The sequence below is a fragment of the Streptomyces sp. NPDC029138 genome (assembly GCF_055564375.1).
On record NZ_JBVHWM010000044.1, the window covers coordinates 1 to 23,965 of the forward strand.

20 protein-coding genes are annotated in these 23,965 nt (G+C 71.8%); 11 read left to right on the forward strand and 9 right to left on the reverse strand.

Annotated elements, in window-relative coordinates; all coding sequences use genetic code 11:
- Positions 1 to 133: 133 nt before the first annotated feature.
- From ACZ4WH_RS28440 to ACZ4WH_RS28450, 3 genes are all read right to left on the reverse strand, one after another.
- Complete coding sequence (locus tag ACZ4WH_RS28440; RefSeq protein WP_468185714.1) at positions 134 to 925, reverse strand: S1 family peptidase; 792 nt, start codon at positions 923 to 925, stop codon at positions 134 to 136.
- A 240-nt stretch (positions 926 to 1,165) separates the two neighbouring features.
- Positions 1,166 to 3,985 (reverse strand): ATP-binding protein, encoded by a 2,820-nt coding sequence (locus ACZ4WH_RS28445; RefSeq protein ID WP_468185717.1) that lies wholly within the window; start codon positions 3,983 to 3,985, stop codon positions 1,166 to 1,168.
- Positions 3,986 to 4,154: 169 nt separating this feature from the next.
- Entirely contained in the window at positions 4,155 to 4,985 is an 831-nt protein-coding gene (locus ACZ4WH_RS28450) for a helix-turn-helix transcriptional regulator (RefSeq protein WP_468185719.1), read from the reverse strand.
- Positions 4,986 to 5,100: 115 nt separating this feature from the next.
- Here ACZ4WH_RS28450 and ACZ4WH_RS28455 point away from each other — a divergent pair, with 115 nt between their 5' ends.
- Both ACZ4WH_RS28455 and ACZ4WH_RS28460 read left to right on the forward strand, forming a co-directional pair.
- Positions 5,101 to 6,774: an AMP-binding protein gene (locus ACZ4WH_RS28455; RefSeq protein WP_468185723.1), complete on the forward strand. Its 1,674-nt coding sequence runs from the start codon at positions 5,101 to 5,103 to the stop codon at positions 6,772 to 6,774.
- Positions 6,771 to 8,363, forward strand: a complete 1,593-nt coding sequence (locus tag ACZ4WH_RS28460; RefSeq protein WP_468185725.1) for an AMP-binding protein — start codon at positions 6,771 to 6,773, stop codon at positions 8,361 to 8,363. Before ACZ4WH_RS28455 ends, ACZ4WH_RS28460 begins: the two co-directional genes overlap by 4 nt.
- 138 nt (positions 8,364 to 8,501) lie before the next feature.
- Here ACZ4WH_RS28460 and ACZ4WH_RS28465 read toward each other — a convergent pair whose 3' ends face one another.
- On the reverse strand, positions 8,502 to 9,278 hold the full coding sequence (locus ACZ4WH_RS28465) for a hypothetical protein (RefSeq protein ID WP_468185878.1): 777 nt from the start codon (positions 9,276 to 9,278) through the stop codon (positions 8,502 to 8,504).
- A gap of 350 nt (positions 9,279 to 9,628) precedes the next feature.
- Here ACZ4WH_RS28465 and gcl point away from each other — a divergent pair, with 350 nt between their 5' ends.
- Positions 9,629 to 11,416, forward strand: coding sequence for a glyoxylate carboligase (gene gcl, locus ACZ4WH_RS28470; protein WP_468185728.1), 1,788 nt, complete (start codon positions 9,629 to 9,631; stop codon positions 11,414 to 11,416).
- A gap of 83 nt (positions 11,417 to 11,499) precedes the next feature.
- Here gcl and ACZ4WH_RS28475 read toward each other — a convergent pair whose 3' ends face one another.
- From ACZ4WH_RS28475 to ACZ4WH_RS28495, 5 genes are all read right to left on the reverse strand, one after another.
- Positions 11,500 to 12,219 carry a TIGR04222 domain-containing membrane protein gene (locus tag ACZ4WH_RS28475; protein ID WP_468185731.1) on the reverse strand — a complete coding sequence of 240 codons (720 nt, stop codon included), beginning with the start codon at positions 12,217 to 12,219 and terminating at the stop codon, positions 11,500 to 11,502.
- Between the two features lie 159 nt (positions 12,220 to 12,378).
- Positions 12,379 to 12,612, reverse strand: coding sequence for a hypothetical protein (locus ACZ4WH_RS28480; protein WP_030645650.1), 234 nt, complete (start codon positions 12,610 to 12,612; stop codon positions 12,379 to 12,381).
- A gap of 451 nt (positions 12,613 to 13,063) precedes the next feature.
- The gene (locus tag ACZ4WH_RS28485) at positions 13,064 to 14,527 is read right to left on the reverse strand and encodes a catalase (protein ID WP_468185734.1); all 1,464 of its coding nucleotides are present in this window, start codon (positions 14,525 to 14,527) and stop codon (positions 13,064 to 13,066) included.
- A 194-nt stretch (positions 14,528 to 14,721) separates the two neighbouring features.
- A complete protein-coding gene (locus ACZ4WH_RS28490; RefSeq protein WP_468185737.1) occupies positions 14,722 to 15,609 on the reverse strand; it encodes a 2-hydroxy-3-oxopropionate reductase in 888 nt (295 codons plus the stop codon).
- A 28-nt stretch (positions 15,610 to 15,637) separates the two neighbouring features.
- Entirely contained in the window at positions 15,638 to 16,495 is an 858-nt protein-coding gene (locus tag ACZ4WH_RS28495; RefSeq protein ID WP_468185739.1) for a TIM barrel protein, read from the reverse strand.
- A 149-nt stretch (positions 16,496 to 16,644) separates the two neighbouring features.
- Here ACZ4WH_RS28495 and ACZ4WH_RS28500 point away from each other — a divergent pair, with 149 nt between their 5' ends.
- The 8 genes from ACZ4WH_RS28500 to ACZ4WH_RS28535 all read left to right on the forward strand — a co-directional run bounded on the left by ACZ4WH_RS28500 (position 16,645) and on the right by ACZ4WH_RS28535 (position 23,963).
- Positions 16,645 to 16,932, forward strand: a complete 288-nt coding sequence (locus ACZ4WH_RS28500; RefSeq protein WP_468185742.1) for a YkoF family thiamine-binding protein — start codon at positions 16,645 to 16,647, stop codon at positions 16,930 to 16,932.
- A gap of 47 nt (positions 16,933 to 16,979) precedes the next feature.
- The gene (locus ACZ4WH_RS28505; protein ID WP_468185880.1) at positions 16,980 to 17,291 is read left to right on the forward strand and encodes a helix-turn-helix domain-containing protein; all 312 of its coding nucleotides are present in this window, start codon (positions 16,980 to 16,982) and stop codon (positions 17,289 to 17,291) included.
- 217 nt (positions 17,292 to 17,508) lie between these two features.
- A complete protein-coding gene (gene uraD, locus ACZ4WH_RS28510; protein WP_468185745.1) occupies positions 17,509 to 18,021 on the forward strand; it encodes a 2-oxo-4-hydroxy-4-carboxy-5-ureidoimidazoline decarboxylase in 513 nt (170 codons plus the stop codon).
- 4 nt (positions 18,022 to 18,025) lie between these two features.
- Entirely contained in the window at positions 18,026 to 18,433 is a 408-nt protein-coding gene (gene uraH / locus ACZ4WH_RS28515; protein WP_468185748.1) for a hydroxyisourate hydrolase, read from the forward strand.
- A 6-nt stretch (positions 18,434 to 18,439) separates the two neighbouring features.
- Positions 18,440 to 19,363 carry a factor-independent urate hydroxylase gene (gene pucL, locus ACZ4WH_RS28520; protein ID WP_468185750.1) on the forward strand — a complete coding sequence of 308 codons (924 nt, stop codon included), beginning with the start codon at positions 18,440 to 18,442 and terminating at the stop codon, positions 19,361 to 19,363.
- 64 nt (positions 19,364 to 19,427) lie between these two features.
- Positions 19,428 to 20,840, forward strand: a complete 1,413-nt coding sequence (locus tag ACZ4WH_RS28525) for a nucleobase:cation symporter-2 family protein (protein ID WP_468185753.1) — start codon at positions 19,428 to 19,430, stop codon at positions 20,838 to 20,840.
- Positions 20,841 to 20,908: 68 nt separating this feature from the next.
- Entirely contained in the window at positions 20,909 to 22,294 is a 1,386-nt protein-coding gene (locus ACZ4WH_RS28530) for an 8-oxoguanine deaminase (protein ID WP_468185755.1), read from the forward strand.
- A 301-nt stretch (positions 22,295 to 22,595) separates the two neighbouring features.
- Positions 22,596 to 23,963, forward strand: coding sequence for a nucleobase:cation symporter-2 family protein (locus tag ACZ4WH_RS28535; RefSeq protein WP_468185882.1), 1,368 nt, complete (start codon positions 22,596 to 22,598; stop codon positions 23,961 to 23,963).
- Positions 23,964 to 23,965 lie beyond the last annotated feature (2 nt).

Below are 23,965 nucleotides of genomic sequence, written 5' to 3' on the forward strand. Positions count from 1 at the left end.
AGGCACCGCGGGGATAGACCCCCCCCCCCCCCCCCCCCCTCCCCCTCCCCCCCCCCCCCCCCCCCCCCCCCCCCCCCCCCCCCCCCCCCCCCCCCCGGCCGTCACCCGAGGGGTGCTCGGGAAGTCTTCCGGGTCACGAGTCGACCTGCGCGGTCACCAGGTCCGAGAAGGTGGTCAGCCGGGTGTAGACACCCGGGTAACCGGCCTCCGCGCACCCCTCGCCCCAGGAAGTGATCCCTGCCAGGGCGCCCCCGATGAGCAGGGGACCGCCGCTGTCGCCCTGGCAGGTGTCCACGCCGCCGGACGTGTATCCGGCGCAGACCATGTCGGACTGGACGAAGTCCGAACCGTAGGAGGACCGGCAGCTGGAGTCGGACACGATCGGGACGGTCGCGGTCCGCAGCTGGTTGGAGGAGCTGCCGTTCTCCGAGGTGGTGCCCCAGCCGAGGATGCGGGCGGTGGTGCCGGCCGCGTACACGCTCGTCTGGGAGGAGGAGACGTACTTCGCCGTGGTGTACGGCATCGACGTCGAGAGGGTCAGTACGGCCACGTCGTCGCCGTTCGTGGCGTCCGTGTAGTCCGGGTTGATCCAGATCTTGCTGACCCGGCTCACCGTGCCGTTGGTGCCGTTGAGGTAGGTCCGGCCGCCGACCACGCGGACGCTGCTCGTGGTCTCGCCGACCATGCAGTGCGCGGCCGTCACCACCTTCTTGGGCGCCACCAGGGTGCCGCCGCAGAACTGGTTCTGGGACGCGTCCGTGATCTGCATCATGAACGGGTACGCGGTCGTCGTGGTGGTCGTACCGCCGACGATGGGCTGGGGCGCGGCACTCGCCGTGGGGGAGGCGAGCAGCGCGGACGCCGCCGCGGCGGCGGTGGCCACCACGGTCGCGGCGGTCTTTCTGGCACGTGTGAGCCCGAACATGAGTCTCCTCAGTGGGGGTTGCACCGGTGGGGGGTCGCGCGGGTGTGGGGGGTGTGCACGGGTTGGGGGTCCCCCCGCACGAGCGAAGCCGAGCGTGGGGGAGGGACCGACCCCGTGTGCCCGGGCGAGCGGCACGCCCATTACGCTAGGACCCGGAACCCTCGGCTCCCAATGAGGGAACCCCCTAGGGGGTTGGGTGAGGGAAAACCCTCGGTCCGGTTCAGTTAACAAGAGCGCCGCTCAGGGCGCGCGGTGACCTGCCGCCAATCGGACGATGTCCACCCGCGAGCGGATTCCCAGCTTGCGGTAGACCCGCGTCAGGGTCGCCTCCACGGTCTTCACGCTGATGAACAGCCGGGCCGCGATCTCCCGGTTGGTGGCGCCCTCCATGACGAGCGCGGCGACCTGACGCTCCATCGCGGCCAGCGCGTGCAGCGCGGCCGGCGCCTCCGGCACGGCCGGCGCCGGTTCCGGCTCGGCAGTGGCCGGGGATTCGTCCACTTGGCGCAGCCAGGGCAGCGCCCGGCAACGCCGGAACATCCGGGTGGCCTCGTCGAACACCGCCGATCCGGGTCCCCTGCCCCCCAGCCGGGCCCGCGCGAACGCGGCCCGCGCCTCCTCCAGACCGTAGCCGAGCTTGCCGAGCCGGTCCTGAGCGGACGTCAGCTGGGCGAGCGCCTCCTCCAGGTCGCCCCGGGCGGCGCGCACCAGCGCCTCGGACCGGTCGAGCACGGCGAGGACGCTCTCCCGGCCGAGCCGCAGCGCGTGTTCCCGGCTGACGTCGATGACGTCCTGCGCCTCGGCCACTTCACCGATCCGGACGAGCGCCTCGGCCAGGTCGCCGTGCCAGCGGCCCCGGGCCGGATCGGTGATGCCGAGCCCCAGCTCCAGGGTGCGCACCCGGCGCAGCGAGCGCACGGTGCCCGCCGGGTCCCCGGCCACCAGCTGGGCGTACCCGAGCGCGCCCAGCGCCCGGGACAGGTACATCTGGTCGCCGTCCTCCTCGGCGTGGTCCACCGCCTCCCGGGCGAGGGCCAGCGCGCGGTCCACGTCGCCGCCGGAGGCCTCCGCGAGCGAGGTGAGCATCGCGGAGGCGGTCTCGCCGATCCCGGAGTCCCGGGCGAGCCGCAGGCTGTCGCGGGCCAGTTCGAGGGCGCGCCCGCAGTGCCCGGCGCGCAGTTCGGTCTCGGCGAGGCCGCGCAGGAAGTGGACCTCGCTCTCCACCGAGCCGCGCCGGCGGACCTCGCGCAGCAGCGCGGTGACGGTGGCCCGGGCCTCGGCCAGCTGGTCGCCCATGACCAGCCAGCGGAACCGGGCGCTGCCCGCGCCGTTGTGATGCCAGGCCACCCGGGGGTCCTGGGGCTCCTTCAGGGCCCGCTTGATGGTGCGGGGTGCCTCCGGATGGCCCATCAGGGTCTCGGTCTGCGCCTGGAAGGCGAGGGAGAGCAGTTCGGTGCGCCGGTCCTCGCCGCGCGCGGCCAGTTCGGCGGCGTGCGCGGCGGCCTCCCGGGCCTCGGTGAAGTCGCCCTCCACGATCAGCGCCCGCCAGGCCAGCTGGTAGTGGACCAGGGCGAGGAGCCGGGGGTCGTCGCCGGCGTCGGCGAGGGCCTGCGGGAAGACGGCGTCGACCTCGGCCATGGTGTGGCCGGCGGTGTCGATGACGATCATCCAGGCCCGCACCCGGTCGGCGGGCACGGTCGCCCGGGCCAGCACCTCCCGGGCGATGTCCCGGGCCAGGTCGACCTCGCCGGCGGTGATGGCGTCCTCGGCGGCCGTCAGCCGGCGCTCCTCCGGGCTCGGGGCGCCGTCGGCGGGGGTGTGCCGGGCGGCGAGCAGCCCCAGCTGGGCGGCGACCGAGGGCGCCCCGCGGTCCCGGGCGAGGGCGGCGGCCTCGGCGAGCCGGGCGGCGACCTCCGGGTCGGTGCCGGTGGTGGCGAGGGCCAGGTGCCGGGCCCGTTCGATCGGGTCGGAGGCGGCGGTGGACAGCGCCGCGTGCGCGGCCCGCCGTTCGTGGGCGGGCGCCTCCGCGTACAGCGCGGCGGAGATCAGCGGGTGCGCGAACCGTACGGCCGGGGCGTCCGGCTCGGTGGCCAGCAGCCCGAGTTCGGCGGCCTGGGCGCACTCGGCCTCGGCGTTCTCCCGGCCGGCCGCGTGCAGCAGGGCCGGGGTGGGGCGGGCGCCGGCGCTGGCGACCAGCAGGGTACGGCGGGCCTCCACCGAGAGCATGTCCAGGCGGCTGAGCACCAGGGCGCGCAGCGAGGTCGGCACGGGCAGCGGCTCGCCCGGCCGGGGCGGGGTGGGGCTGTCGGCGAGGGCGCGGCCCAGCTCCAGGGCGAACAGCGGGTTGCCGCCGCTGGTGCGGTGGATCTCGCGGACCGTGGAGCGGGACAGGCAGCCGTGGCCGCGGTGGTCGAGCAGCTGGGCGACCTGGGTGCGGGAGAGCGGGCCGAGCCGGACGGCGAGGGTGCCCGGCGGGCAGGCGCGCAGGTGACGGTCGTACTCCTGGCTCCCCTGGCCCTCCGTGCGGACCGCGCACAGCAGTTGCACCGGGGTGCCCTCCAGGCGCCGGGCGGCGAAGCCGAGGAGTTCGGCGCTGGCCGGGTCCAGCCACTGGAGGTCGTCGGCGACGACCAGGACCGGGCCGTGGGCGGCGAGGGCGCGCAGTGCGGAGAGCACCGCGAGGCGCAGGGCGAGGCCGTCGCGCTGGAGGCTGGACTCGCCGCGGCCGGTGAGCGCCGACTCCAGGGCGGTGCGCTGGGCGGCGGGCAGCCGGGGGGAGACCTCGTCGAGCACCAGGCCGAGGAGGTCGGCGAGGGCGAGGAAGGGCAGGTGGGATTCGGACTCGGTGGCCGAGCAGCGCAACACGGTGCGCGCGGTGGCGCCGTATTCCTCGGCCAATGCCCGCAGGACGGTGGATTTCCCTATTCCGGCGGGGCCGTGGAGCAGCACACTGCCGCCGGAGGCGAGTTGGTCACGGGCGCCGGCGAACAGCTCCTCGCGGCCGATGACCAGGTCGGGGCGGCACCTGGCAGGCTCCTGGAAGTCCCGTCGCACGGTCACCGCTCCCCTCGTGTGTCGTGTCCGGACCAAATTCTAGGCAACGATCCTTGAAATTCGGACGGAAGCCCTGGTGAGGGAAATAACAAACGGTCAAGCAGAGGGAAATTCAAAGCGGCGCCGGATGAATGGTCAGGTTTCCTAACCGACAGGTTTCGTGACCGGCTTCGGGCTACGGCAGCAGCCCCGCCCCGCGCGCCGCGGTCACCGCCTCCCCTCGGGTGTGCGCGCCCAGCTTCCGCATCGCCGAACGCAGATATCCCTTGACCGTCTCCGGGCCGATGCCCAGCCGTTCGGCGACCGCCGCGTTGGTGGCCCCCGCCGCCACCCAGGACAGCACGTCCACCTCGCGTGGCGCCAGGGTCACGCCCCCGGCTCGCGGCGGCGCGGTCAGCAGCCCGCACGCGGCCAGCAGTTCGGCCCGCAGCTCCGGGTCGGAGATCCGGGGGGCCAGCGCCCGCAGCGCCGCATGCGCCTCGCGCACCTGTTCCCACCCGGCACCCCGGCCGGTGCCGGTCCGCTCCGGCCGGGCCGCCGCCAGCAGCCCCCGCGCCTCGTCCCGCACCACCAGCGCCTGCTCCACGTCCCGCGCCGCCGCCACCGCCGCGTCCAGCGCGCGGTCACCGAGCGGGCGGGCCGAGCGCAGCGCGCCGTACAGCACGCCGCGCACCCGGCGCCGCACCACGACCGGCACGGCGAGCACCGCGCGGATGCCCTCGGCGGCCACCGGTACGTCGTACTCGTGGCTGATCTGCCGAGAGCTGGAGTAGTCGGTCACCGCGCACGGCCGGGCCAGCGCCACCGCCTTGCCGCCGAGCCCGCTCCCGGAGGTCACCGCGAGCGAGCGCAGCGCCGCCGTGGTCGTGCCGCTCAGCTCGCTGATCCGGATCTGCGGCCGGCCGGACTCCACCAGGCCGCCGAAGGCGACGGGCAGTCCCGTCGCCCGCCGCAGCCGGGCCAGCGCGCCACCGATCTCCACCGCCCCCACCGCGTCTGCCGTCACCCGTTCGCCCTTTCGGCCGCCCACACCCCCGTTCGGGGGTAGTGAGACCCGCATCACGGATTAGACGATGCCAGAGAGCCGCCCGGCAATGGTCCGGAACATAGGAGGACAACCGATGACGACGGCGACGGAGCTGTTCCGCAGGGCACGGGACTTCCTGCTGGAACACCGCGAGGACTACGCCACCGCCTACCAGGGGTTCCGCTGGCCCCGGCCCGAGCACTTCAACTGGGCGCTGGACTGGTTCGACGAGATCGCCGACGGCAACGACCGCACCGCGCTGCACATCGTCGAGGAGGACGGCACCGAGACCCGGCTCTCCTTCGCCGAGCTGTCCGAACGGTCGAACCGGGTGGCCCGGTGGCTGCGCGAGCGCGGGGTCGCCGCGGAGGACCGCATCCTCGTCATGCTCGGCAACCAGGCCGAGCTGTGGGAGACCGCGCTGGCCGCGATGAAGCTGCGCGCGGTCGTCATCCCGGCCACCCCGCTGCTCGGCCCGGCCGACCTCGTCGACCGGGTGGAGCGGGGCCGGGTGAAACACGCCATCGTCCGGGCGGAGGACACGGCCAAGTTCGCCGACGTGCCCGGCGCCTACACCCGGATCTCCGTCGGCGGCCTGCCGCAGGAGGGCTGGGAGCCCTACGAGGACGCCTACGCGGCCCCCGCCGACTTCGTCCCGGACGGCCCGACGCTGGCCGACGACCCGCTGATGCTCTACTTCACCTCGGGGACGACCGCCCGACCCAAGCTGGTCGAGCACACCCATACCTCGTACCCGATCGGGCACCTGGCCACCATGTACTGGATCGGCCTCCAGCCCGGCGACGTCCACCTGAACATCTCCTCGCCCGGCTGGGCCAAGCACGCCTGGTCCAACCTGTTCGCGCCGTGGAACGCCGAGGCGACCGTCTTCATCTTCAACTACACCCGCTTCGACGCGGCCCGGCTGATGGCCGAGATGGACCGCGTCGGCGTCACCACCTTCTGCGCCCCGCCGACCGTGTGGCGGATGCTCATCCAGGCCGACCTGGGGCAGCTGAGCCGCCCGCCCCGCGAGATCGTGGCCGCCGGCGAGCCGCTCAACCCCGAGGTCATCGAGCAGGTCCGGCGCGCCTGGGGGGTGACCGTCCGGGACGGCTTCGGGCAGACCGAGACGGCCGTGCAGGTCTCCAACAGCCCCGGCCAGCCGCTGAAGACCGGCTCCATGGGCCGCCCCAGCCCCGGCTTCCGGGTGGAACTCCTCGACCCGGTCTCCGGCGCGCCCGGCGCGACCGAGGGCGAGATCGCGCTCGACCTCGCCGAGCGCCCGGTCGGCCTGATGACCGGCTACCACGGCGACCCGGACCGTACGGCGGAGGCCATGGCGGGCGGCTACTACCGCACCGGGGACATCGCCACCAGGGACGAAGAGGGCTATCTCACCTACATCGGGCGAAGCGACGACGTCTTCAAGGCCTCCGACTACAAGGTCAGTCCGTTCGAGCTGGAGAGCGCGCTGCTGGAGCACGAGGCGGTGGCCGAGGCGGCCGTCGTCCCCGCCCCGGACGAGCTGCGGCTCGCCGTGCCCAAGGCCTACGTCGTCCTCGCCGAGGGCTGGGAGCCCGGCCCGGACACCGCGAAGGTCATCTTCGAGCACTCCCGTGACGTGCTCGCGCCCTACAAGCGCATCCGCCGGCTGGAGTTCGGCGCCCTGCCCAAGACCGTGTCCGGCAAGATCCGCCGGATCGAGCTGCGCGAGGCCACGGCGGCCGGCTCGCAGAACGAGTACCGCGAGGAGGACTTCCGGTGACCTCGCAGCTGTCGTACACGCACGGGACGAGCCCCACCGTCCTGCTCGGCGACACCATCGGCGCCAACCTGGACCGGGCCGTGGCGACCTGGCCGGACCGCGAGGCCCTGGTCGACGTGCCGTCCGGGCGGCGCTGGACGTACGCGGAATTCGGCGCGGCGGTCGATGAGTTGGCGCAGGCCCTGGTGGCCGGCGGGATCGCCAAGGGCGACCGGGTGGGCATCTGGGCGGTCAACTGCCCGGAGTGGGTGCTGGTCCAGTACGCCACCGCCCGCATCGGCGCGATCATGGTCAACATCAACCCGGCGTACCGCACCCACGAGGTCGAGTACGTCCTCAAGCAGTCGGGCGTCTCGCTGCTGGTGGCCTCCCTCAGCCACAGGACGAGCGACTACCGGGCGATGGCCGAGCAAGTGCGGGGCAACTGCCCCGAGTTGCGCGAGGTCGTGTACATCGGCGACCCCAGCTGGGACGCCCTGCTCCGGCGGGGAACGCCCGACGTGTCGTACGAGGACCTGTCCTGCGACGACCCCATCAACATCCAGTACACCTCGGGCACGACCGGCTTCCCGAAGGGCGCCACCCTCTCCCACCACAACATCCTCAACAACGGTTACTTCGTGGGGGAGTTGATCGCCTACAGCGAGCAGGACCGCATCTGCGTCCCGGTGCCGTTCTACCACTGTTTCGGCATGGTCATGGGCAACCTGGCGGCCACCTCGCACGGCGCCTGCATCGTGATACCGGCGCCGTCCTTCGACCCGGCGGCCACGCTGGAGGCGGTGCAGCGGGAGCGCTGCACGTCGCTGTACGGCGTCCCGACCATGTTCATCGCGGAGCTGAACCTCCCGGACTTCGCCTCCTACGACCTCTCCACCCTGCGCACCGGCATCATGGCGGGCTCCCCGTGCCCGGTGGAGGTGATGAAGCGGGTGGTCGCCGAGATGCACATGGAGCAGGTCTCCATCTGCTACGGCATGACGGAGACGTCCCCGGTGTCGTTGCAGACGCGGATCGAGGACGACCTGGAGCACCGCACCGCCACCGTCGGCCGGGTCCTGCCCCATCTGGAGGTCAAGGTCGTCGACCCGGCCACCGGCGTCACGCGACCCCGGGGCCTGGCGGGTGAGTTGTGCACGCGCGGCTACAGCGTGATGCTCGGCTACTGGAACGAGCCGGAGAGGACGGCCGAGGCCATCGACGCGGGCCGCTGGATGCACACCGGGGACCTGGCGGTGATGCGCGAGGACGGGTACGTCGAGATCGTCGGCCGGATCAAGGACATGATCATCCGGGGCGGCGAGAACATCTACCCGCGCGAGGTCGAGGAGTTCCTGTACGCCCACCCGAAGATCCGTGACGTCCAGGTCGTCGGGGTGCCGCACGAGCGGTACGGCGAGGAGGTCCTCGCCTGTGTCATCCCGAGCGACCCCGCCGACCCGCTCACGCTGGAGGAGCTGCGGGACTTCTGCGCGGGGCGGCTCGCCCACTACAAGATCCCCAGCAGGCTCCAACTGCTCGACACGTTCCCGATGACGGTGTCGGGGAAAGTCCGCAAGGTGGAGCTGCGGAACAAATTCGGGGTGTGATCCCAGGTGTGAAACGGCCGGATGCGAGCATCCGGTGAATGTTCCACGGCGGTCCCCGGGCGAGTGCACGGTCGGCGGCGCGCTCGGCCCGGGGGACGTCGGGTGAGGGGCGCGGGGGCGTCAGGACCTTTTCGGGGGTCAGGCCCGCCCGTCCGGTGCCCTCGTTCCCGGTTCCGGTGCGCCCGTGGTGTGCAGGGTGTCCGCGGGGTCGTTCATCGGCTGCGGGACGCCCGCGAGGTCGAGCACGAACAGGGGGACGCCGAGGGTGTCCGCGCCGGCCCGGGCGGCGTCCGTGTAGCCGGCGAGGGAGAGGTACACGCAGTCGGCGGACTCGGTCATCGCCGTCAGCCACAGGCACTCCACGTCCCTCGGCCCGGCCGGCCGCACGGTCGGGTCCACCTGGGCTAGCAGCCCGCGGGCGGCCAGCCCGATGCCGTTCGGCGGCCGCTGGTCGGCCCGGCGGATGTCCCGGTAGCCGAGCCAGCGCAGGTACAGCGCGGCGGTGGTGACGGCGTCCCGGGCGGTACGGATGGTGCGGGGCTGGAAGGGGGGACGGCGGCCGGGTGCGCGGTGGGCGCCGGCCGGGTCCTGGCTGCCGGCGGGTCCCTGTGCGCCAGAGGGCCCCGGTCCCCCGGCCGACCCCTGCGCGTCCGACGCTTCACGCGCGCCCGGGGATCCCCATGCGTCGGTCGCCCCCTGCGCGTCCGCTGCTTCACGCGTGCCCGGCGATCCCCACGCGTCGACCCGTCCCCGTGCCTCCGGCGTCGACTCCGCCGTCCGTGGCCCCGTCACCGGAACGCGCAGGACCGTGCCGCACGGGCAGCCCAGTTCCGGGTGGGGCCAGTGGCCCAGGCGCCCGCAGGCGGCGCACCGCACGGTGAGCCACTCGTCGTCCCAGGCGCGGTGCGCCGTCACGGCCGGCTCGGCCGCCGGATCCAGCCGTGGCGCGGTCGGCGCCCCGCACGCGCACGGATACGCCGGCGCGGTGTAGACGTGTGCGCGCCGGCAGACCGGGCAGCGCACCGGAACGCTCTCGGGCATGGCCCACTCCAAGGCGTCGCGTCGGGACGGCGCTCCCATGGTGCTCCTCTCCGGCCGCTCCTGTCCGGCGCTTGCCGGTGTCCGGACCACTCTTGACGACCTTGTCCCACCCCCTTACATTGCTTCCAGATAGTAGAAGTCACTTTCCGCTATGCGGAAGATGTTGGTGCTCACCGCGGGGCGCGACGGGAGTACGCATCCGACAGCCGAAGCAGGAGTACTCGATGGCTCGTATGACCGCTGCCCGCGCGGCAGTTGAGATCCTCAAGCGCGAGGGCGTCACCGACGCCTTCGGTGTGCCGGGCGCGGCGATCAACCCGTTCTACAAGGCCCTCAAGGAGGGCGGCGGCATCCACCACACCCTCGCCCGCCACGTCGAGGGCGCCTCGCACATGGCCGAGGGCTACACCCGGACCAAGCCGGGCAACATCGGTGTCTGCGTCGGCACGTCCGGCCCGGCCGGCACCGACATGATCACCGGCCTGTACTCCGCCATCGGCGACTCCGTCCCGATCCTGTGCATCACGGGCCAGGCGCCCACCAACGTGATCCACAAGGAGGACTTCCAGGCCGTCGACATCGCCTCGATCGCCAAGCCGGTCACCAAGATGGCGGTGACCGTCCTGGAGGCCGCGCAGGTCCCCGGCGTCTTCCAGCAGGCGTTCCACCTGATGCGGTCCGGCCGGCCCGGCCCGGTCCTGATCGACCTGCCGATCGACGTCCAGCTCACCGAGATCGAGTTCGACCCGGAGACGTACGAGCCGCTGCCCGTCTACAAGCCGGCCGCGACCCGCGCCCAGATCGAGAAGGCGATCTCCTTCCTGCTGGCCGCCGAGCGCCCGGTCATCATCGCCGGCGGCGGCATCCTCGGCGCCGACGCCACCGACCTGCTGACCGAGTTCGCCGAGCTGACCCGGACCCCGGTCATCCCGACCCTGATGGGCTGGGGCGCGCTGCCCGACGACCACGAGCTGAACGCCGGCATGGTCGGCGTCCAGACCTCGCACCGGTACGGCAACGCCACCTTCCTGGAGTCCGACTTCGTCCTCGGCATCGGCAATCGCTGGGCCAACCGCCACACCGGCTACAAGCTCGACGTCTACCGAGGCGAGCGGAAGTTCGTCCACGTCGACATCGAGCCCACCCAGATCGGCAAGATCTTCCCGCCGGACTACGGCGTCGTCTCCGACGCCAAGGCGGCGCTGGAGCTGTTCGTCGAGGTGGCGAAGGAGCTGAAGGCCGAGGGCAGGCTCCCCGACCGCTCCGACTGGGTCGCCTCGACGCAGGAGCGCAAGGCGACTCTTCTGCGCCGTACGCACTTCGACAACGTGCCGATGAAGCCGCAGCGCGTGTACGAGGAGATGAACAAGGCCTTCGGCCCCGACACCCGGTACGTCACCACGATCGGCCTCTCCCAGATCGCCGGCGCGCAGATGCTGCACGTCTACAAGCCGCGCCACTGGATCAACTGCGGTCAGGCCGGCGCGCTCGGCTGGACCATCCCGGCCGCGATCGGCGTCGCCAAGGCCGACCCGGACTCCCCGGTCGTCGCGCTCTCCGGCGACTACGACTTCCAGTTCCTGATCGAGGAGCTGGCGGTCGCCGCCCAGCACAAGATCCCGTACGTCCACGTCCTGGTGAACAACGCCTACCTGGGCCTGATCCGGCAGGCGCAGATCGGCCTGGACATCGACTTCCAGGTCAACCTGGAGTTCGAGAACATCAACACGCCCGAGATCGGGGTCTACGGCGTCGACCACGTCAAGGTCGCCGAGGGCCTGGGCTGCAAGGCGATCCGGGTCACCGAGCCGGACCAGCTGGGCGCGGCCTTCGAGCAGGCGAAGAAGCTGGCCGCCGAGCACCAGGTGCCGGTCGTCGTGGAGGCCATCCTGGAGCGGATCACCAACATCTCGATGAGCCGCACCATGGACATCAGTGACATCAGCGAGTTCGAGGACCTGGCCACCGAGCCCGGCCACGCGCCGACGTCCATCAAGCCGCTGAAGGTCTGACCCGGCGCACGCACCGCGCGCCGAAGGGGCGGCCCGTCATCCGGACGGGCCGCCTTTTCGCCGTACGCGCACCCGCCCGGCCCTCAGTCGAACCCGCCGCCTCCGCCGAACCCGCCCCCGTGGTCGTGCCCGCCGTGGCCGTAACCGCCGTGGTCGTGCCCGCCGTACGCACCGCCGCCGCCCCGGTCGTCACCGTCCCCGCCGTCCAGGGTGCCGTCCCAGCCGTCGTACGTGCCCTCGTCCCCCACCATGTGGCGCAGGCTGTTGCCCCGGCCGAACGGGAAGCGGCCCTCGTCCGCGAGGGCGCCCCGGCCGGTGAGTCCGGCCTCGCGGGCGAAACGCGGCACGAGGACGGTCAGGGCCCGCTCGCCGTACAGCGCGACGGCGAGCAGCACCTCGTCCTCCGGCAGCCCGTCGGGGCCCTCGGGGAGCGGACGGCGCTCGTACAAGTCCGCCAGCAGCCGGCGGGCGGCGCGGGTACGGCGGGGCGGCAGCACCCGCAACAGCCCCTGCGCCGCCAGCTCGGCCCGCATCCGGGCGAGGGCCCGGCGCACCACCGCCCGGCTGGGCAGTTCCCTCGGTCCGGCGGGCCGGTACAGGCCGGTGCGGACCGCCTTCTCCAGCGGGTGCCGGAAGGGCTCGGCACCGCCGGCCGCGGTCTTGCGCAGCGTGCCCGGCCGGCCCGCCTCGACCACGCCGCGCAGATGCAGTCCGAGCACGGCGACGGTGACGGCCGCGCGGTCGCCCCGGCGCAACAGCGCCACCGCGCACGGGTCCGGCGGATTCGACGTCGTACGGTCCATGAGACACCCCCGTACGGGGCCCGCCGCCCCCGTGCCGACGGGCCCCGTGTGCCGTTGGTCTGCCCTGGCACAGGGGTGGTTGAAGCCTCCGCCGCGGTCTTCAGAGGTTGATTTGAGGGTTGCGCACCCGTTCTACGACCGCTGCCGTACGCGCCGGCGTCACAGCTCGTGCTCCGACAGCCCCGGCCAGTCGTCCGGACCGCCGCCCTGCCATTCGATCAGGTCGCTCTGCTCCACCTCGATCCGGTCCAGATCGGCCAGCCGCAGGATCTCCACGACGTCATCGAGATGCGAGGCGATCCCCAGCGTCACGTCCCCCTCGGTCACCCGCCGGGAGCCGTCCAGGGCCGGGGGATGGACCACGATGTGCGGATAGTGGGTCGGATTGGCCATGCCTTCAGCGTGCGGCGAGGGCCCCGCATCCGCACGCCGGGCCGGTGACCGTGAGTGGCGGGCGCCCCGGACGTCACCCGGGGCAACGCCGAACGCTCCCTCACCGGAGGCATCGAGCCGGTGCAGGGAGCGTCTGGTAGCCGTCCGACGGCGCGAGGCTGGGCGCGACAGGTCGTTCGCGCCGCCGGACGGGGTGGGTGGGCCCCTGGGGAGGGGCTGGGTGGGACCGCGGTGGATGCGACGGAGCCGGGTGCCCCTTCCCTCTGGTCGAGAAGGGGACGCGGGTCCTTCACCACCGCACTGGCTCGCAGGCCACCGCGGTCCTCGCCCTGCCCGCGCGCTCCGCCCGGCGGCCACCCCTCATCCGGGCCGCCCGGCGTGCCGCGCGGGCCGCGTGCGCAACCATGACCTCCCGTCAAGGTTCCGCACGCCGCTCGCGGGTTCCTGGTGCTCAGTCCTCGCGCAGGGCGCGGACCGCCTCCTCCACGCGCTTGCCGTACTCGGGGTCGGCGGCGTGGAAGTGGGCCAGGTTCTTCTCGATCACGTCGTCGCGGGAGACCTGCGAGAGGCCGCCGGCGATGTTCGCGACGAGGCGGGACTTCTCCTCCTGCGACATGAGGCGGTACAGCTCGCCCGCCTGGAAGAAGTCGTCGTCCTTGGTGTGGAGGGGCGCCTCATGGGTGCCGGTGTGGCCGGAGACCGCCAGGGGGGCCGAGAGCGGGCGGCCGGTCTCGACCGGGCCGTCGTAGGAGTTCGGCTCGTAGTTCTTGGCGTGGCGGCCCTGCGCGTTGAGCGCCATGAAGCCGTCCCGGCCGTAGTTCCGCGCGCCGCCAGGGACCCCCTTCGGGGCGTTGACGGGGAGCAGGGTGTGGTTGACGCCGAGGCGGTAGCGGTGGGCGTCGGCGTAGGCGAACAGGCGGCCTTGGAGCATCTTGTCCGGGGACGGGCCGATGCCGGGCACGAAGTTGTTCGGGGAGAACGCGGCCTGCTCGACCTCGGCGAACACGTTGTCCGGGTTGCGGTCGAGGACCAGGCGGCCCACCCGCTGGAGCGGGTGGTCGTGGTGCGGCCACACCTTGGTCAGGTCGAACGGGTTGAAGCGGTGGTCCGCCGCCTCGGCCGCCGGCATGATCTGGACGTACAGCGTCCAGGACGGGTGCACGCCCCGCTCGATCGCCTGGAGCAGGTCGGTCTGGTGGGAGTTGGGGTCCTTGCCGGCCAGCTCCTGCGCCTGCTCGGTGGACAGGCAGCGGATGCCCTGGTTCGTCTTGAAGTGGTACTTGACGAAGAAGGCCTCGCCGTCGGCGTTCGTCCACTGGTAGGTGTGCGAGCCGTAGCCGTTCATGTGCCGGTACGACGCCGGGATGCCGCGGTCGCCCATCAGCCAGGTCACCTGGTGCGTGGCCTCGGGGGAGTGCGCCCAGAAGTCCCAGACGTTGTCCGGCTCCTGCCTGCCCGTGAACGGGTCCCGCTTCTGCGAGTGGATGAAGTCGGGGAACTTGATCGGGTCCTTGACGAAGAACACCGGGGTGTTGTTGCCGACGAGGTCGTAGTTGCCCTCCTCGGTGTAGAACTTCACCGCGAAACCGCGCGGGTCACGGACCGCGTCGGCGCCGCCGAGGGAGTCGGCGACCGTCGAGAAGCGCAGGAACACCTCGGTGCGCTTGCCGATCTCGCCGAGGAAGGCGGCGTGGGTGTAGCCGGTGACGTCGTCCGTCACCTCGAAGTGGCCGTACGCGCCGGAGCCGCGGGCGTGCACCACACGCTCCGGGATGCGCTCGCGGTTGAAGCGCGCGAGCTTCTCCAGGAGGTGCTGGTCCTGGATCAGGAGCGGGCCGCCGACGCCGGCGGAGGCGGAGTTCTGGTTGTCGGCGACCGGGGCGCCGGACTCTGTGGTGAGCACGCGCTGCGACATCGTGGACCTTCCGTACGGGTGTCAGCGGAAACCTGTTTCCGCTTCGTGGAGCCTAGAAGTGGGGCGATCGGGGCGTCAACAGTTTGTTGAATTGAATCAACGCTGTGGTGAAGGCGATTCCGGGCCGCGGCGCCGCCTGGGCGCGACAGGACAGGTGTCAGCGGCGCCGCGGCCCGGAAGTCTGAAAGCGGCCGTCAGACCTGGGCGCCGGACAGACGCTCCACGGCCCGCAGCAGGGCCGAGTGGTCCAGGCCGCCGTCGCCCTGGGCGCGCAGCGAGGCGACCAGTTGGGCGACCACGGCACCGACCGGCAGGGCGGCGCCGACGTTGCGGGCGGCGTCGGTGACGATGCCCATGTCCTTGTGGTGCAGGTCGATGCGGAAGCCGGGCTTGAAGTCGCGGTTGAGGAAGTTGTCCTTCTTGCGCGTCAGCACGGTCGAGCCCGCCAGGCCGCCGCCCAGAACGTCCAGCGCGGCCTTCAGGTCCACGCCCGACTTCTCCAGGAAGACCACGGCCTCGGCGCACGCCTGGATGTTCACGGCGACGATCAGCTGGTTGGCCGCCTTCACGGTCTGGCCGGAGCCGTGCGGACCGCACAGCACGATGGTCCTGCCGAGCGCTTCGAAGATCGGCTTGGCCTGGTCGAAGTCGGCCTGCTCGCCGCCCACCATGATCGACAGTACGGCCTCGACCGCGCCGGCCTCACCGCCGGAGACGGGTGCGTCCAGGACGCGGACGCCCTTCTCCTCGGCGTTCTTCGCGAGGTCGACGGATGTCTGCGGGGTGATCGAGGACATGTCGATCAGCAGGGCGCCCTGCTTCGCGTTCTCCAGGATGCCGTCCGGGCCGTAGGCGATGGCCTCGACCTGCGGGGAGGCGGGCACCATCGTGATCACCACGTCGGCGTCCCGCACGGCCTCGGCGATCGAGCCGGCGGCCGTACCGCCGGCGGCGGCCAGCCGGTCCAGCTTCTCCCGCTCCAGGGTGTACCCGGTGACGTCGTAACCCGCCTTGATCAGGTTCTCGGACATGGGGGAGCCCATGATGCCGAGGCCGATCCAGGCGATCTTGGGAAGACTCATTGGGGGTGCCTTTCTCAGTACGGGGTGATCAACGGGCCGCGCGGGCCTCGGCGGGCAGCCAGTCGAAGGCCTCGGCGCTCGGCCGGTCGCCGGGCTTGTACTCCAGGCCGACCCAGCCGTCGTAACCGGCCTTTCTCAGCCGGCCGAGCAGCTCCTCCAGCGGGAGTGAACCCGTCCCCGGCGCGCCGCGGCCGGGGTTGTCGGCGATCTGCACATGCCCGGTCTTCGCCGCGTACTGTTCGATGACCGACGGCAGGTCCTCGCCGTTCATGGACAGGTGGTAGAGGTCCATCAGGAACTTCGCGTTCCCGAGCCCCGTCGCCGCGTTCACCTTGTCGACGACCCCGACCGCGGCCGGCGCCGACACCAGCGGGTACAGCGGCGACTCGGGCCGGTTGAGGGCCTCGACCAGCAGGACGGCGCCGATCCGGTCGGCCGCCCGGGCCGCGAGGGCCAGGTTCTCCAGGGCGAGCGCGTCCTGCTCGGCCGGGTCCACGCCCTCGACGCGGTTGCCGTACAGCGCGTTGAGCGCCGTGCAGCCGAGGGAGGCCGCGAAGCCGGCCGCGACGTCGATGTTGGCGCGGAACTTCTCCGACTCCTCGCCGGGGACCGACAGGGCGCCGCGGTCCGGGCCCGGGAGCTGTCCGGCGTAGAAGTTCAGGCCGGTGAGCCGGACTCCCGCGTCCTCGATCGCCGTCTTCAGGGCGTTCAGCTCGGACCGGGCGGGGGTGGGGGAGTCGATCCAGGGCCACCACAGCTCGACCGCGGAGAAGCCCGCCGCGGTGGCGGCCGCGGGGCGCTCCAGGAGCGGGAGTTCCGTGAAGAGGATCGACAGGTTGACGTTGAAGCGCTGGTCTGCGGCGGTGCTCCACTCGAAACCTGGCATTCGGGACGCGCTCCCTTCCGTGGGTCGAGATTCCGTATTGCGGAAGTTCGTTTCTGCGTAATGGAAGATTGCCGTCGGGCGTCGGAGCTTGTCAAGGGGGGTCGGTCACCGGCCGCCCGAAAAGCCCTGCTGGGCGTTAGGTTGAGCGCGTGCGATTGAGAGTGGAGTTCACGACCGAACCCTTCGACCTGGACGAGGCGCCCGCGCACGCCCTGGTGGCGCGGGAGGTCATCGAGACGGCCGAGCTGGACGCCGTCGACGTCGGCCCCTTCGGCAACACGGCCGAGGGCGGTACCGACCGCGTGCTCACCGCGGTGGACGCGCTGCTGCGCAAGACCCTGGAGGCCGGCGCCACCCGGGTCTCGCTCCAGGTCAACGTGATCGACGACGCGAGCGGCGACGTGATCGGCGGCGGGACCGGGGAGGGTGGCAGGTGACCGGGGACGAGCCGTTCATCGCGGCCGTGAAGCCGCTGGTCGACGCCATGGGCGGGGAGCTGATCCCGCCCGACGAGGCCGGCCCGGAGGACGTCGTGCTCGCCTGGGAGGGTGTCGACGCCGTCGCCGTACGCCTGCCCCAGCTCGCCGACTCCCTCGACCACATCCTCGCCGCCATGGAACGCAGGCAGGGCCGCCCGCTGGCCGACCTGGACCGCAAGGCCAAGCAGGAACTCGTACGCACCCTGGAGGCGCGCGGCGCGTTCGCCGTGCGGCACGGCGTGGAGACCGTGGCCGGCGCGCTCGGCGTCAGCCGGTTCACGGTCTACAACTACCTCAACCGGGAGAAGGGCGCGTAGCGCTCCGCGGGGGCGCGGTGCGCGGCCGGGGGTGCCTCGCGGTGCCGTCGCGCGTCTGCTGCGCCGTCGTGGCTGGTCGCGCCGTTCCCCGCGCCCCTGCGGGGCACTGGGCTTGTTACGCGGAATTTTCAACAAAGTGTTGACGTGTTGTTTCCGAGGGCGTTAGCTATCGGCAGCCCGTTCAGCACGACGGCCCATCGTGGCCACGGAGGCTCCCGTGACGTCGACTTCCACGCCCCCGGGCCTGGCCCGGTTCAACGATCTGGAGGAGCGCGCGGCGTTCGCCGCCCTCCACGAGGCGTGCGCCTCCACCGAGTGGGCCCGGCGACTGCTCGCCGCCCGCCCCTACGCCACCCCGGAGGACCTCTACGCCGCCAGCGACGCCGCCATGGCCGAGCTGACCGGCGCGGACCTTCAGGAAGCGATGGCCGGTCACCCGCCGATCGGGCGCCCCAGGCCCGGCGACCCGACCTCCGCCCGCGAGCAGCGCGGCATGGCCGGCGCCTCCGAGGAACTCAAGGCGGAGATGCTCGAACTCAACCTGGCCTACCAGGAGAAGTTCGGCCATGTCTTCCTCATCTGCGCCACCGGCCGGACCGGCGAGCAGATGCGGGACGCGGTCAAGGAGCGGATCGGGAACGCGCCGGAGCGGGAGCGGGAGATCGTCCGCACCGAGCTGGGCAAGATCAACCGCATCCGACTGGCCCGACTCGTCGAAGAGGACGCCTGACACCATGAGCACCAGCACCACCGCCTCCGTGTCCACGCACATCCTGGACACCTCGATCGGCCGCCCCGCCGACGGCGTCGCCGTCCACCTCTCCGCCCGCAGCGGCCGGGAGGCGGACTGGCAGGCGCTCGGCGGCTCCGCGACCGACGCCGACGGCCGGTGCAAGGACCTTCCGGACCTGCCGGAAGGGACCACCCACGTACGGCTCGACTTCGCCGTCGAGGCGTACTTCGAAGAGAGAACTGCGAAGAAGCAAGCCGATGCGCAGCAGGACGCCCCCGCGAATCGGGACAGCGGACCGGCGGTGTTCTTCCCGGAGGTGGCGATCACGTTCGCCGTCGTACCGGGCGAGCACTACCACGTACCGCTGCTGCTCAACCCGTTCGGCTACTCCGTTTACCGAGGGAGCTAGCTAAAGATGCCCACCATTCTGGGACAGAACCAGTACGGCAAGGCCGAGAACCGAGTCGTCAAGATCACGCGGGACGGCGCCACCCACCACATCAAGGACCTCAACGTCTCCGTCGCGCTGAGCGGCGACATGGACGAGGTCCACTACTCCGGCTCCAACGCCAACGTCCTGCCGACCGACACCACCAAGAACACGGTGTTCGCGTTCGCCAAGGAGTACGGCATCGAGTCCGCCGAGCAGTTCGGCATCCACCTCGCCCGGCACTTCGTCACCAGCCAGGAGCCGATCCACCAGGCCCGCATCCGCATCGAGGAGTACGCCTGGGAGCGGATCGAGACCTCCGACGCCAACAGCAGGTTCATCGGCGCCGACGAGGTCAAGCACTCCTTCGTCCGCAAGGGCCAGGAGACCCGCCTCACCCAGATCACCTACGACGGTGAGAAGTGGGAGGTCATCTCCGGCCTGAAGGACCTGGTCGTGATGAACTCCACCAACTCCGAGTTCTGGGGCTACGTCAAGGACAAGTACACCACCCTCCAGGAGGCGTACGACCGCATCCTGGCCACCCAGGTCTCCGCGCGCTGGCGGTTCAACTGGACCGACGACGAGCAGAAGACGCCCAACTGGGAGAAGTCCTACGAGCAGACCAGGAAGCACATGCTCCAGGCCTTCGCCGAGACGTACTCCCTCTCCCTTCAGCAGACGCTGTACCAGATGGGCGCGCGCATCATCAACAACCGCGGCGAGATCGACGAGGTCCGCTTCTCGCTGCCGAACAAGCACCACTTCCTGGTGGACCTGGAGCCGTTCGGACTGAAGAACGACAACGAGGTCTACTTCGCCGCCGACCGCCCCTACGGCCTCATCGAGGCCACCATCCTGCGGGACGGCTGTGAGGCCCGTATCCCGGTCGACATGACCAACCTCTGACGCGGGACGCGCGCCCCCGGCCCCGCCACCCCGGCCGGGGGCCCGCCACACCGGAGGGAACGAAATGGCACAGCCTGCGAAGGGGCCCGCCACAGCCCCGTGTTCCACCCCGCCGGCGCACACCGAGGACGCCGTCACGTCCGTGCACCCGGTGGACGAGAAGCTCCACCTCTCGCGGCTCGTCCCCGCCGCGCTCCAGCACATCGCCGCCATGTACGCGGGCGTGGTCACTCCTCCGCTCATCATCGGCCAGGCCTGCGGACTCGACATCGCGGCCCGCACCCGGCTCATCGCCGCGAGCCTGCTCATCGCGGGCGTCGCGACCATCCTCCAGACCATCGGCGTCAAGGGCCTCGTCGGCAACCGGCTGCCCTTCGTCAACGCCGCATCCTCCGCCGGCATCGCCCCGATCCTCGCGATCGCCGAGACCAACGGGAAAGGTCACCAACTCCCCGCGATCTACGGCGCGGTGATGGTCGCCGGCGCCCTCTGCCTGACCCTCGGCCCGTTCTTCGGCCGGCTGCTCCGCTTCTTCCCGCCCCTGGTCACCGGCGTCGTCGTCACCCTGATCGGCGTCACGCTGATGCCCGTCCCGGTCGGCTGGGCGCAGGGCGGCGACAAGACCGCCGCCGACTTCGGCGCCATGCGGCACCTCGCGCTCGCCGGGTTCACCCTCGCCGTCATCCTGCTGATCCAGCGCTTCGGCAAGGGCTTCGTCAAGCAGGTCGCGCTGCTGTTCGGGCTGCTCGTCGGCACCCTCGCGGCGATCCCGTTCGGCATGGCCGACTTCAGCGGCCTGAAGTCCGCGCCCGTCGCCGCGCTGCCCACCCCGTTCGCCTTCGGCGCCCCCGAGTTCCAGCCCGCGGCCATCCTCTCCCTGTGCATCGTGATGCTGGTGCTGATGACCGAGTCCAGCGCCGGCATGCTCGCCCTCGGCGAGATCTGCGACCGCCGCGCCGACGCCAGGACCATCACCCGCGGCCTGCGCACCGACGGCATCGCCACCCTGCTCGGCCCCGTCTTCGGCGGCTTCCCCACCTCCGCCTTCGCGCAGAACGTCGGTGTCGTCTCCCTCACCCGGGTGCGCAGCCGGTACGTCGTCGCCGTCGCCGGCGCCGCCCTGCTGGTCCTCGGCGCCTTCCCGGTCCTCGGCGCGGTCGTCTCGCTGGTCCCCATGCCGGTCCTCGGCGGCGCGGGCATCGTCCTCTTCGGCTCGATCGCCGTCAGCGGCATCCGTACGCTGTCGGAGGCGGGCCTGGACGACAGCTCCAACATCATCCTGGTGGCCGTGGCGCTCGGTGCCGGCATCATCCCGCTGGCCGCGCCGACGTTCTACGCCGGCTTCCCGGCCTGGGCGCAGACCGTGCTCGGCTCCGGCATCAGCGCGGGCGCGCTCGTCGCGGTCCTGCTCAACCTGTTCTTCCATCACCTCGGCACCCGGAGCGGGCAACCGGCTCCGGCACTCAAATCCTCCTAGGGTCCTGCCGTGCCCTCCCGTGAACGCTCTCCCGTTCACGGGCCGCCACTGAAAGACAAGGAAGCACGATGGCACCATCGGCAGCCCAGCGCATCGTCATCGAGAACTGTGCGATCGCCACCGTGGACGCGGGCGACACGGAGTACGCCTCCGGCCACCTGGTCCTCGCCGGCAACCGGATCGAGTCGGTCGGCGCGGGCAAGGCCCCCGAGGGCCTGGAGAACGTGGTGCGCCGGATCGACGCGACCGGTCATCTGGCCACGCCCGGCCTGGTCAACACCCACCACCACTTCTACCAGTGGATCACCCGGGGTCTGGCCACCGACCACAACCTGTTCAACTGGCTGGTCGCGCTCTATCCCACCTGGGCGCGGATCGACGAGCAGATGACGTACGCCGCCGCGCAGGGGTCCCTCGCGATGATGGCCCGGGGCGGTGTCACCACCGCCATGGACCACCACTACGTCTACCCGCACGGCTCCGGCGACCTGTCCGGCTCGATCATCCGGGCCGCCGCCGAGATGGGCGTGCGCTTCACGCTGGCCCGTGGCTCGATGGACCGCAGCGAGAAGGACGGCGGGCTGCCGCCGGACTTCGCCGTCGAGACGCTGGAGGGCGCCCTCGCCGCCACCGAGGAGACCGTCCGCAAGCACCACGACGCCTCCTTCGACGCGATGATCCAGGTGGCGGTCGCGCCCTGCTCGCCGTTCTCCGTCTCCACCGAACTCATGCGCGAGGGTGCCGAGTTGGCGCGCCGCCTCGGCGTACGGCTGCACACACACGGCTCGGAGACGGTGGAGGAGGAGAGGTTCTGCCACGAGCTGTTCGGCATGGGCCCGACCGACTACTTCGAGTCCACCGGCTGGCTCGGTGAGGACGTGTGGATGGCGCACTGCGTCCACATGACCGACTCCGACATCGCCGCGTTCGGCCGCACGAAGACCGGCGTCGCCCACTGCCCGTCGTCCAACGCCCGCCTCGCCGCGGGCATCGCCCGCGTCCCCGACATGCTCAAGGCGGGCGTGCCCGTGGGCCTCGGCGTCGACGGCACCGCCTCCAACGAGTCCGGCGAACTTCACACCGAACTGCGCAACGCCCTGCTGATCAACCGCCTCGGCGCCCACCGCGAGGCCGCGCTGAACGCCCGCCAGGCGCTGCGGCTCGGCACCCACGGCGGCGCGCAGGTGCTCGGCCGGGCGCAGCAGATCGGCTCGCTGGAGCCCGGCAAGCTCGCCGACCTGGTGCTCTGGAAGATGGACACCCTCGCCCACGCCTCCATCGCCGACCCGGTGACCGCGCTCGTCTTCGGCGCCGCGGCCCCGGTCACCGCCTCCTTCGTCCAGGGCCGGCAGATCGTGGAGAACGGCCGCCTGCTCACCGTGGACGAGGACGCCATCGCCGTCTCCACCCGCGCGGAGGCCCAGCGCCTGGCGCGGATCGCCGCACAGGCCTGATCCGGCTCAGGCCCGTACAGACTCCGGCCGGGAGGGACGGCTCCCGGCCGGGACCCGTGGATCCGAGCGGGATCCACGGCACGCCGTTCCCGGGGCGCGTGCACGCACGCGCCCCGGGGACGGTCATCCCCACACCGTCCGCTCAACCGCTCAACCGCTCAACCTTTCAGCAGCCACCCCCCGACGGTCCCTCCCCCAGCTCTCGGCTTCGCTCGAGCAGGGAGGTGCCCCCATGCCCACCCGCACCACCTCCATGAAACCCACGTCGACGACGACGTGTTACCCGCCCGGAGGACCCGCCGTGGCCGCCCATCCCGTAGACGAGAAACTCCCCGCCCTGAAAATGGCGACCAGCGGCCTGCAACACGTGGCCGCCATGTACGCCGGAGTCGTCGCCCCACCGCTCATCGTCGGCGCGGCCATTGGCCTGAGCGCGACCGACCTGACCTTCCTCACCGGTGCCTGCCTGTTCACCGCGGGCCTCGCCACCTTCCTCCAGACGCTCGGCTTCTGGAAGATCGGCGCCCGGCTGCCCTTCGTCAACGGCGTCACCTTCGCCGGTGTCGCCCCGATGACCGCGATCGTGGCCTCCACCGAGGACAAGTCCGACGCCCTGCCGGTCATCTTCGGCGCGGTCATCGTCGCCGGCCTCCTCGGCTTCGTCGCCGCGCCCGTCTTCTGCAAGGCGGTCCGCTTCTTCCCGCCGGTCGTCACCGGCTCCGTGATCACCCTGATCGGCGTGTCCCTGCTGCCGGTCGCGTTCGGCTGGGCCCAGGGCCCCGACCCCCAGGCGGACGACTACGGTTCCACGACCTACCTCACCCTCGCCGGCGTCACCCTGCTCATCGTCCTGCTGCTGCGCCGCTTCACCCGCGGCTTCGTCAAGCAGATCGCCGTCCTGCTCGGCCTGATCGTGGGCACGCTCGTCGCGATACCGTTCGGCGTCACGGACTTCAGCCCCGTCGGTGAGGCCGACATCGTGGGCTTCCCGACCCCGTTCCACTTCGGTGCCCCCCAGTTCCAGCTCGCCGCGATCCTCTCCCTCTGCGTCGTCATGGTGGTCTCGATGACCGAGTCGACCGCCGACATGCTGGCGCTCGGCGAGATCGTGGAGCGTCCCGCGGACGAGCGGACCATCGCGGCCGGCCTGCGCGCCGACACCCTCGGCTCCGCGATCAGCCCACTGTTCAACGGCTTCATGTGCAGCGCCTTCGCCCAGAACATCGGCCTGGTCGCGATGACGAGGATCCGCAGCCGGTACGTCGTCGCGACCGGCGGCGGCTTCCTGGTCCTGATGGGCCTGTGCCCGATGGCCGCCTCGCTCATCGCGGTCGTCCCCCGGCCGGTCCTCGGCGGCGCCGGCGTCGTCCTGTTCGGCTCGGTCGCCGCGAGCGGCATCCAGACCCTGGTCCGGGCCGGCCTGGACCGGGACAACAACGTCCTGATCGTGGCCGTGTCCCTCGCGGTCGGCATCATCCCGATCACCGCTCCGGAGTTCTACCACGCCTTCCCCGAGACCGCGAAGATCGTCCTGGACTCGGGCATCTCCACCGGCTGCGTCACGGCCGTGGTGCTCAACCTCCTCTTCAACCACCTCGGCAAGGGCCGCGAGGCCCACGACGTCACCCATCCCATGGAGGCGGGGGAGGAGATCGCCGCCGCGCACTGACG

Excerpts from the sequence above, each read along its gene's own strand:
- ACZ4WH_RS28440 (WP_468185714.1), bottom strand. The coding sequence starts at position 925 with ATGTTCGGGCTCACACGTGCCAGAAAGACCGCCGCGACCGTGGTGGCC.
- ACZ4WH_RS28455 (WP_468185723.1), top strand. The coding sequence starts at position 5,101 with ATGACGACGGCGACGGAGCTGTTCCGCAGGGCACGGGACTTCCTGCTG.
- gcl (WP_468185728.1), top strand. The coding sequence starts at position 9,629 with ATGGCTCGTATGACCGCTGCCCGCGCGGCAGTTGAGATCCTCAAGCGC.
- ACZ4WH_RS28475 (WP_468185731.1), bottom strand. The coding sequence starts at position 12,219 with ATGGACCGTACGACGTCGAATCCGCCGGACCCGTGCGCGGTGGCGCTG.
- ACZ4WH_RS28480 (WP_030645650.1), bottom strand. The coding sequence starts at position 12,612 with ATGGCCAATCCGACCCACTATCCGCACATCGTGGTCCATCCCCCGGCC.
- ACZ4WH_RS28485 (WP_468185734.1), bottom strand. The coding sequence starts at position 14,527 with ATGTCGCAGCGCGTGCTCACCACAGAGTCCGGCGCCCCGGTCGCCGAC.
- ACZ4WH_RS28490 (WP_468185737.1), bottom strand. The coding sequence starts at position 15,609 with ATGAGTCTTCCCAAGATCGCCTGGATCGGCCTCGGCATCATGGGCTCC.
- ACZ4WH_RS28495 (WP_468185739.1), bottom strand. The coding sequence starts at position 16,495 with ATGCCAGGTTTCGAGTGGAGCACCGCCGCAGACCAGCGCTTCAACGTC.
- ACZ4WH_RS28505 (WP_468185880.1), top strand. The coding sequence starts at position 16,980 with ATGGGCGGGGAGCTGATCCCGCCCGACGAGGCCGGCCCGGAGGACGTC.
- uraH (WP_468185748.1), top strand. The coding sequence starts at position 18,026 with ATGAGCACCAGCACCACCGCCTCCGTGTCCACGCACATCCTGGACACC.
- pucL (WP_468185750.1), top strand. The coding sequence starts at position 18,440 with ATGCCCACCATTCTGGGACAGAACCAGTACGGCAAGGCCGAGAACCGA.
- ACZ4WH_RS28525 (WP_468185753.1), top strand. The coding sequence starts at position 19,428 with ATGGCACAGCCTGCGAAGGGGCCCGCCACAGCCCCGTGTTCCACCCCG.
- ACZ4WH_RS28530 (WP_468185755.1), top strand. The coding sequence starts at position 20,909 with ATGGCACCATCGGCAGCCCAGCGCATCGTCATCGAGAACTGTGCGATC.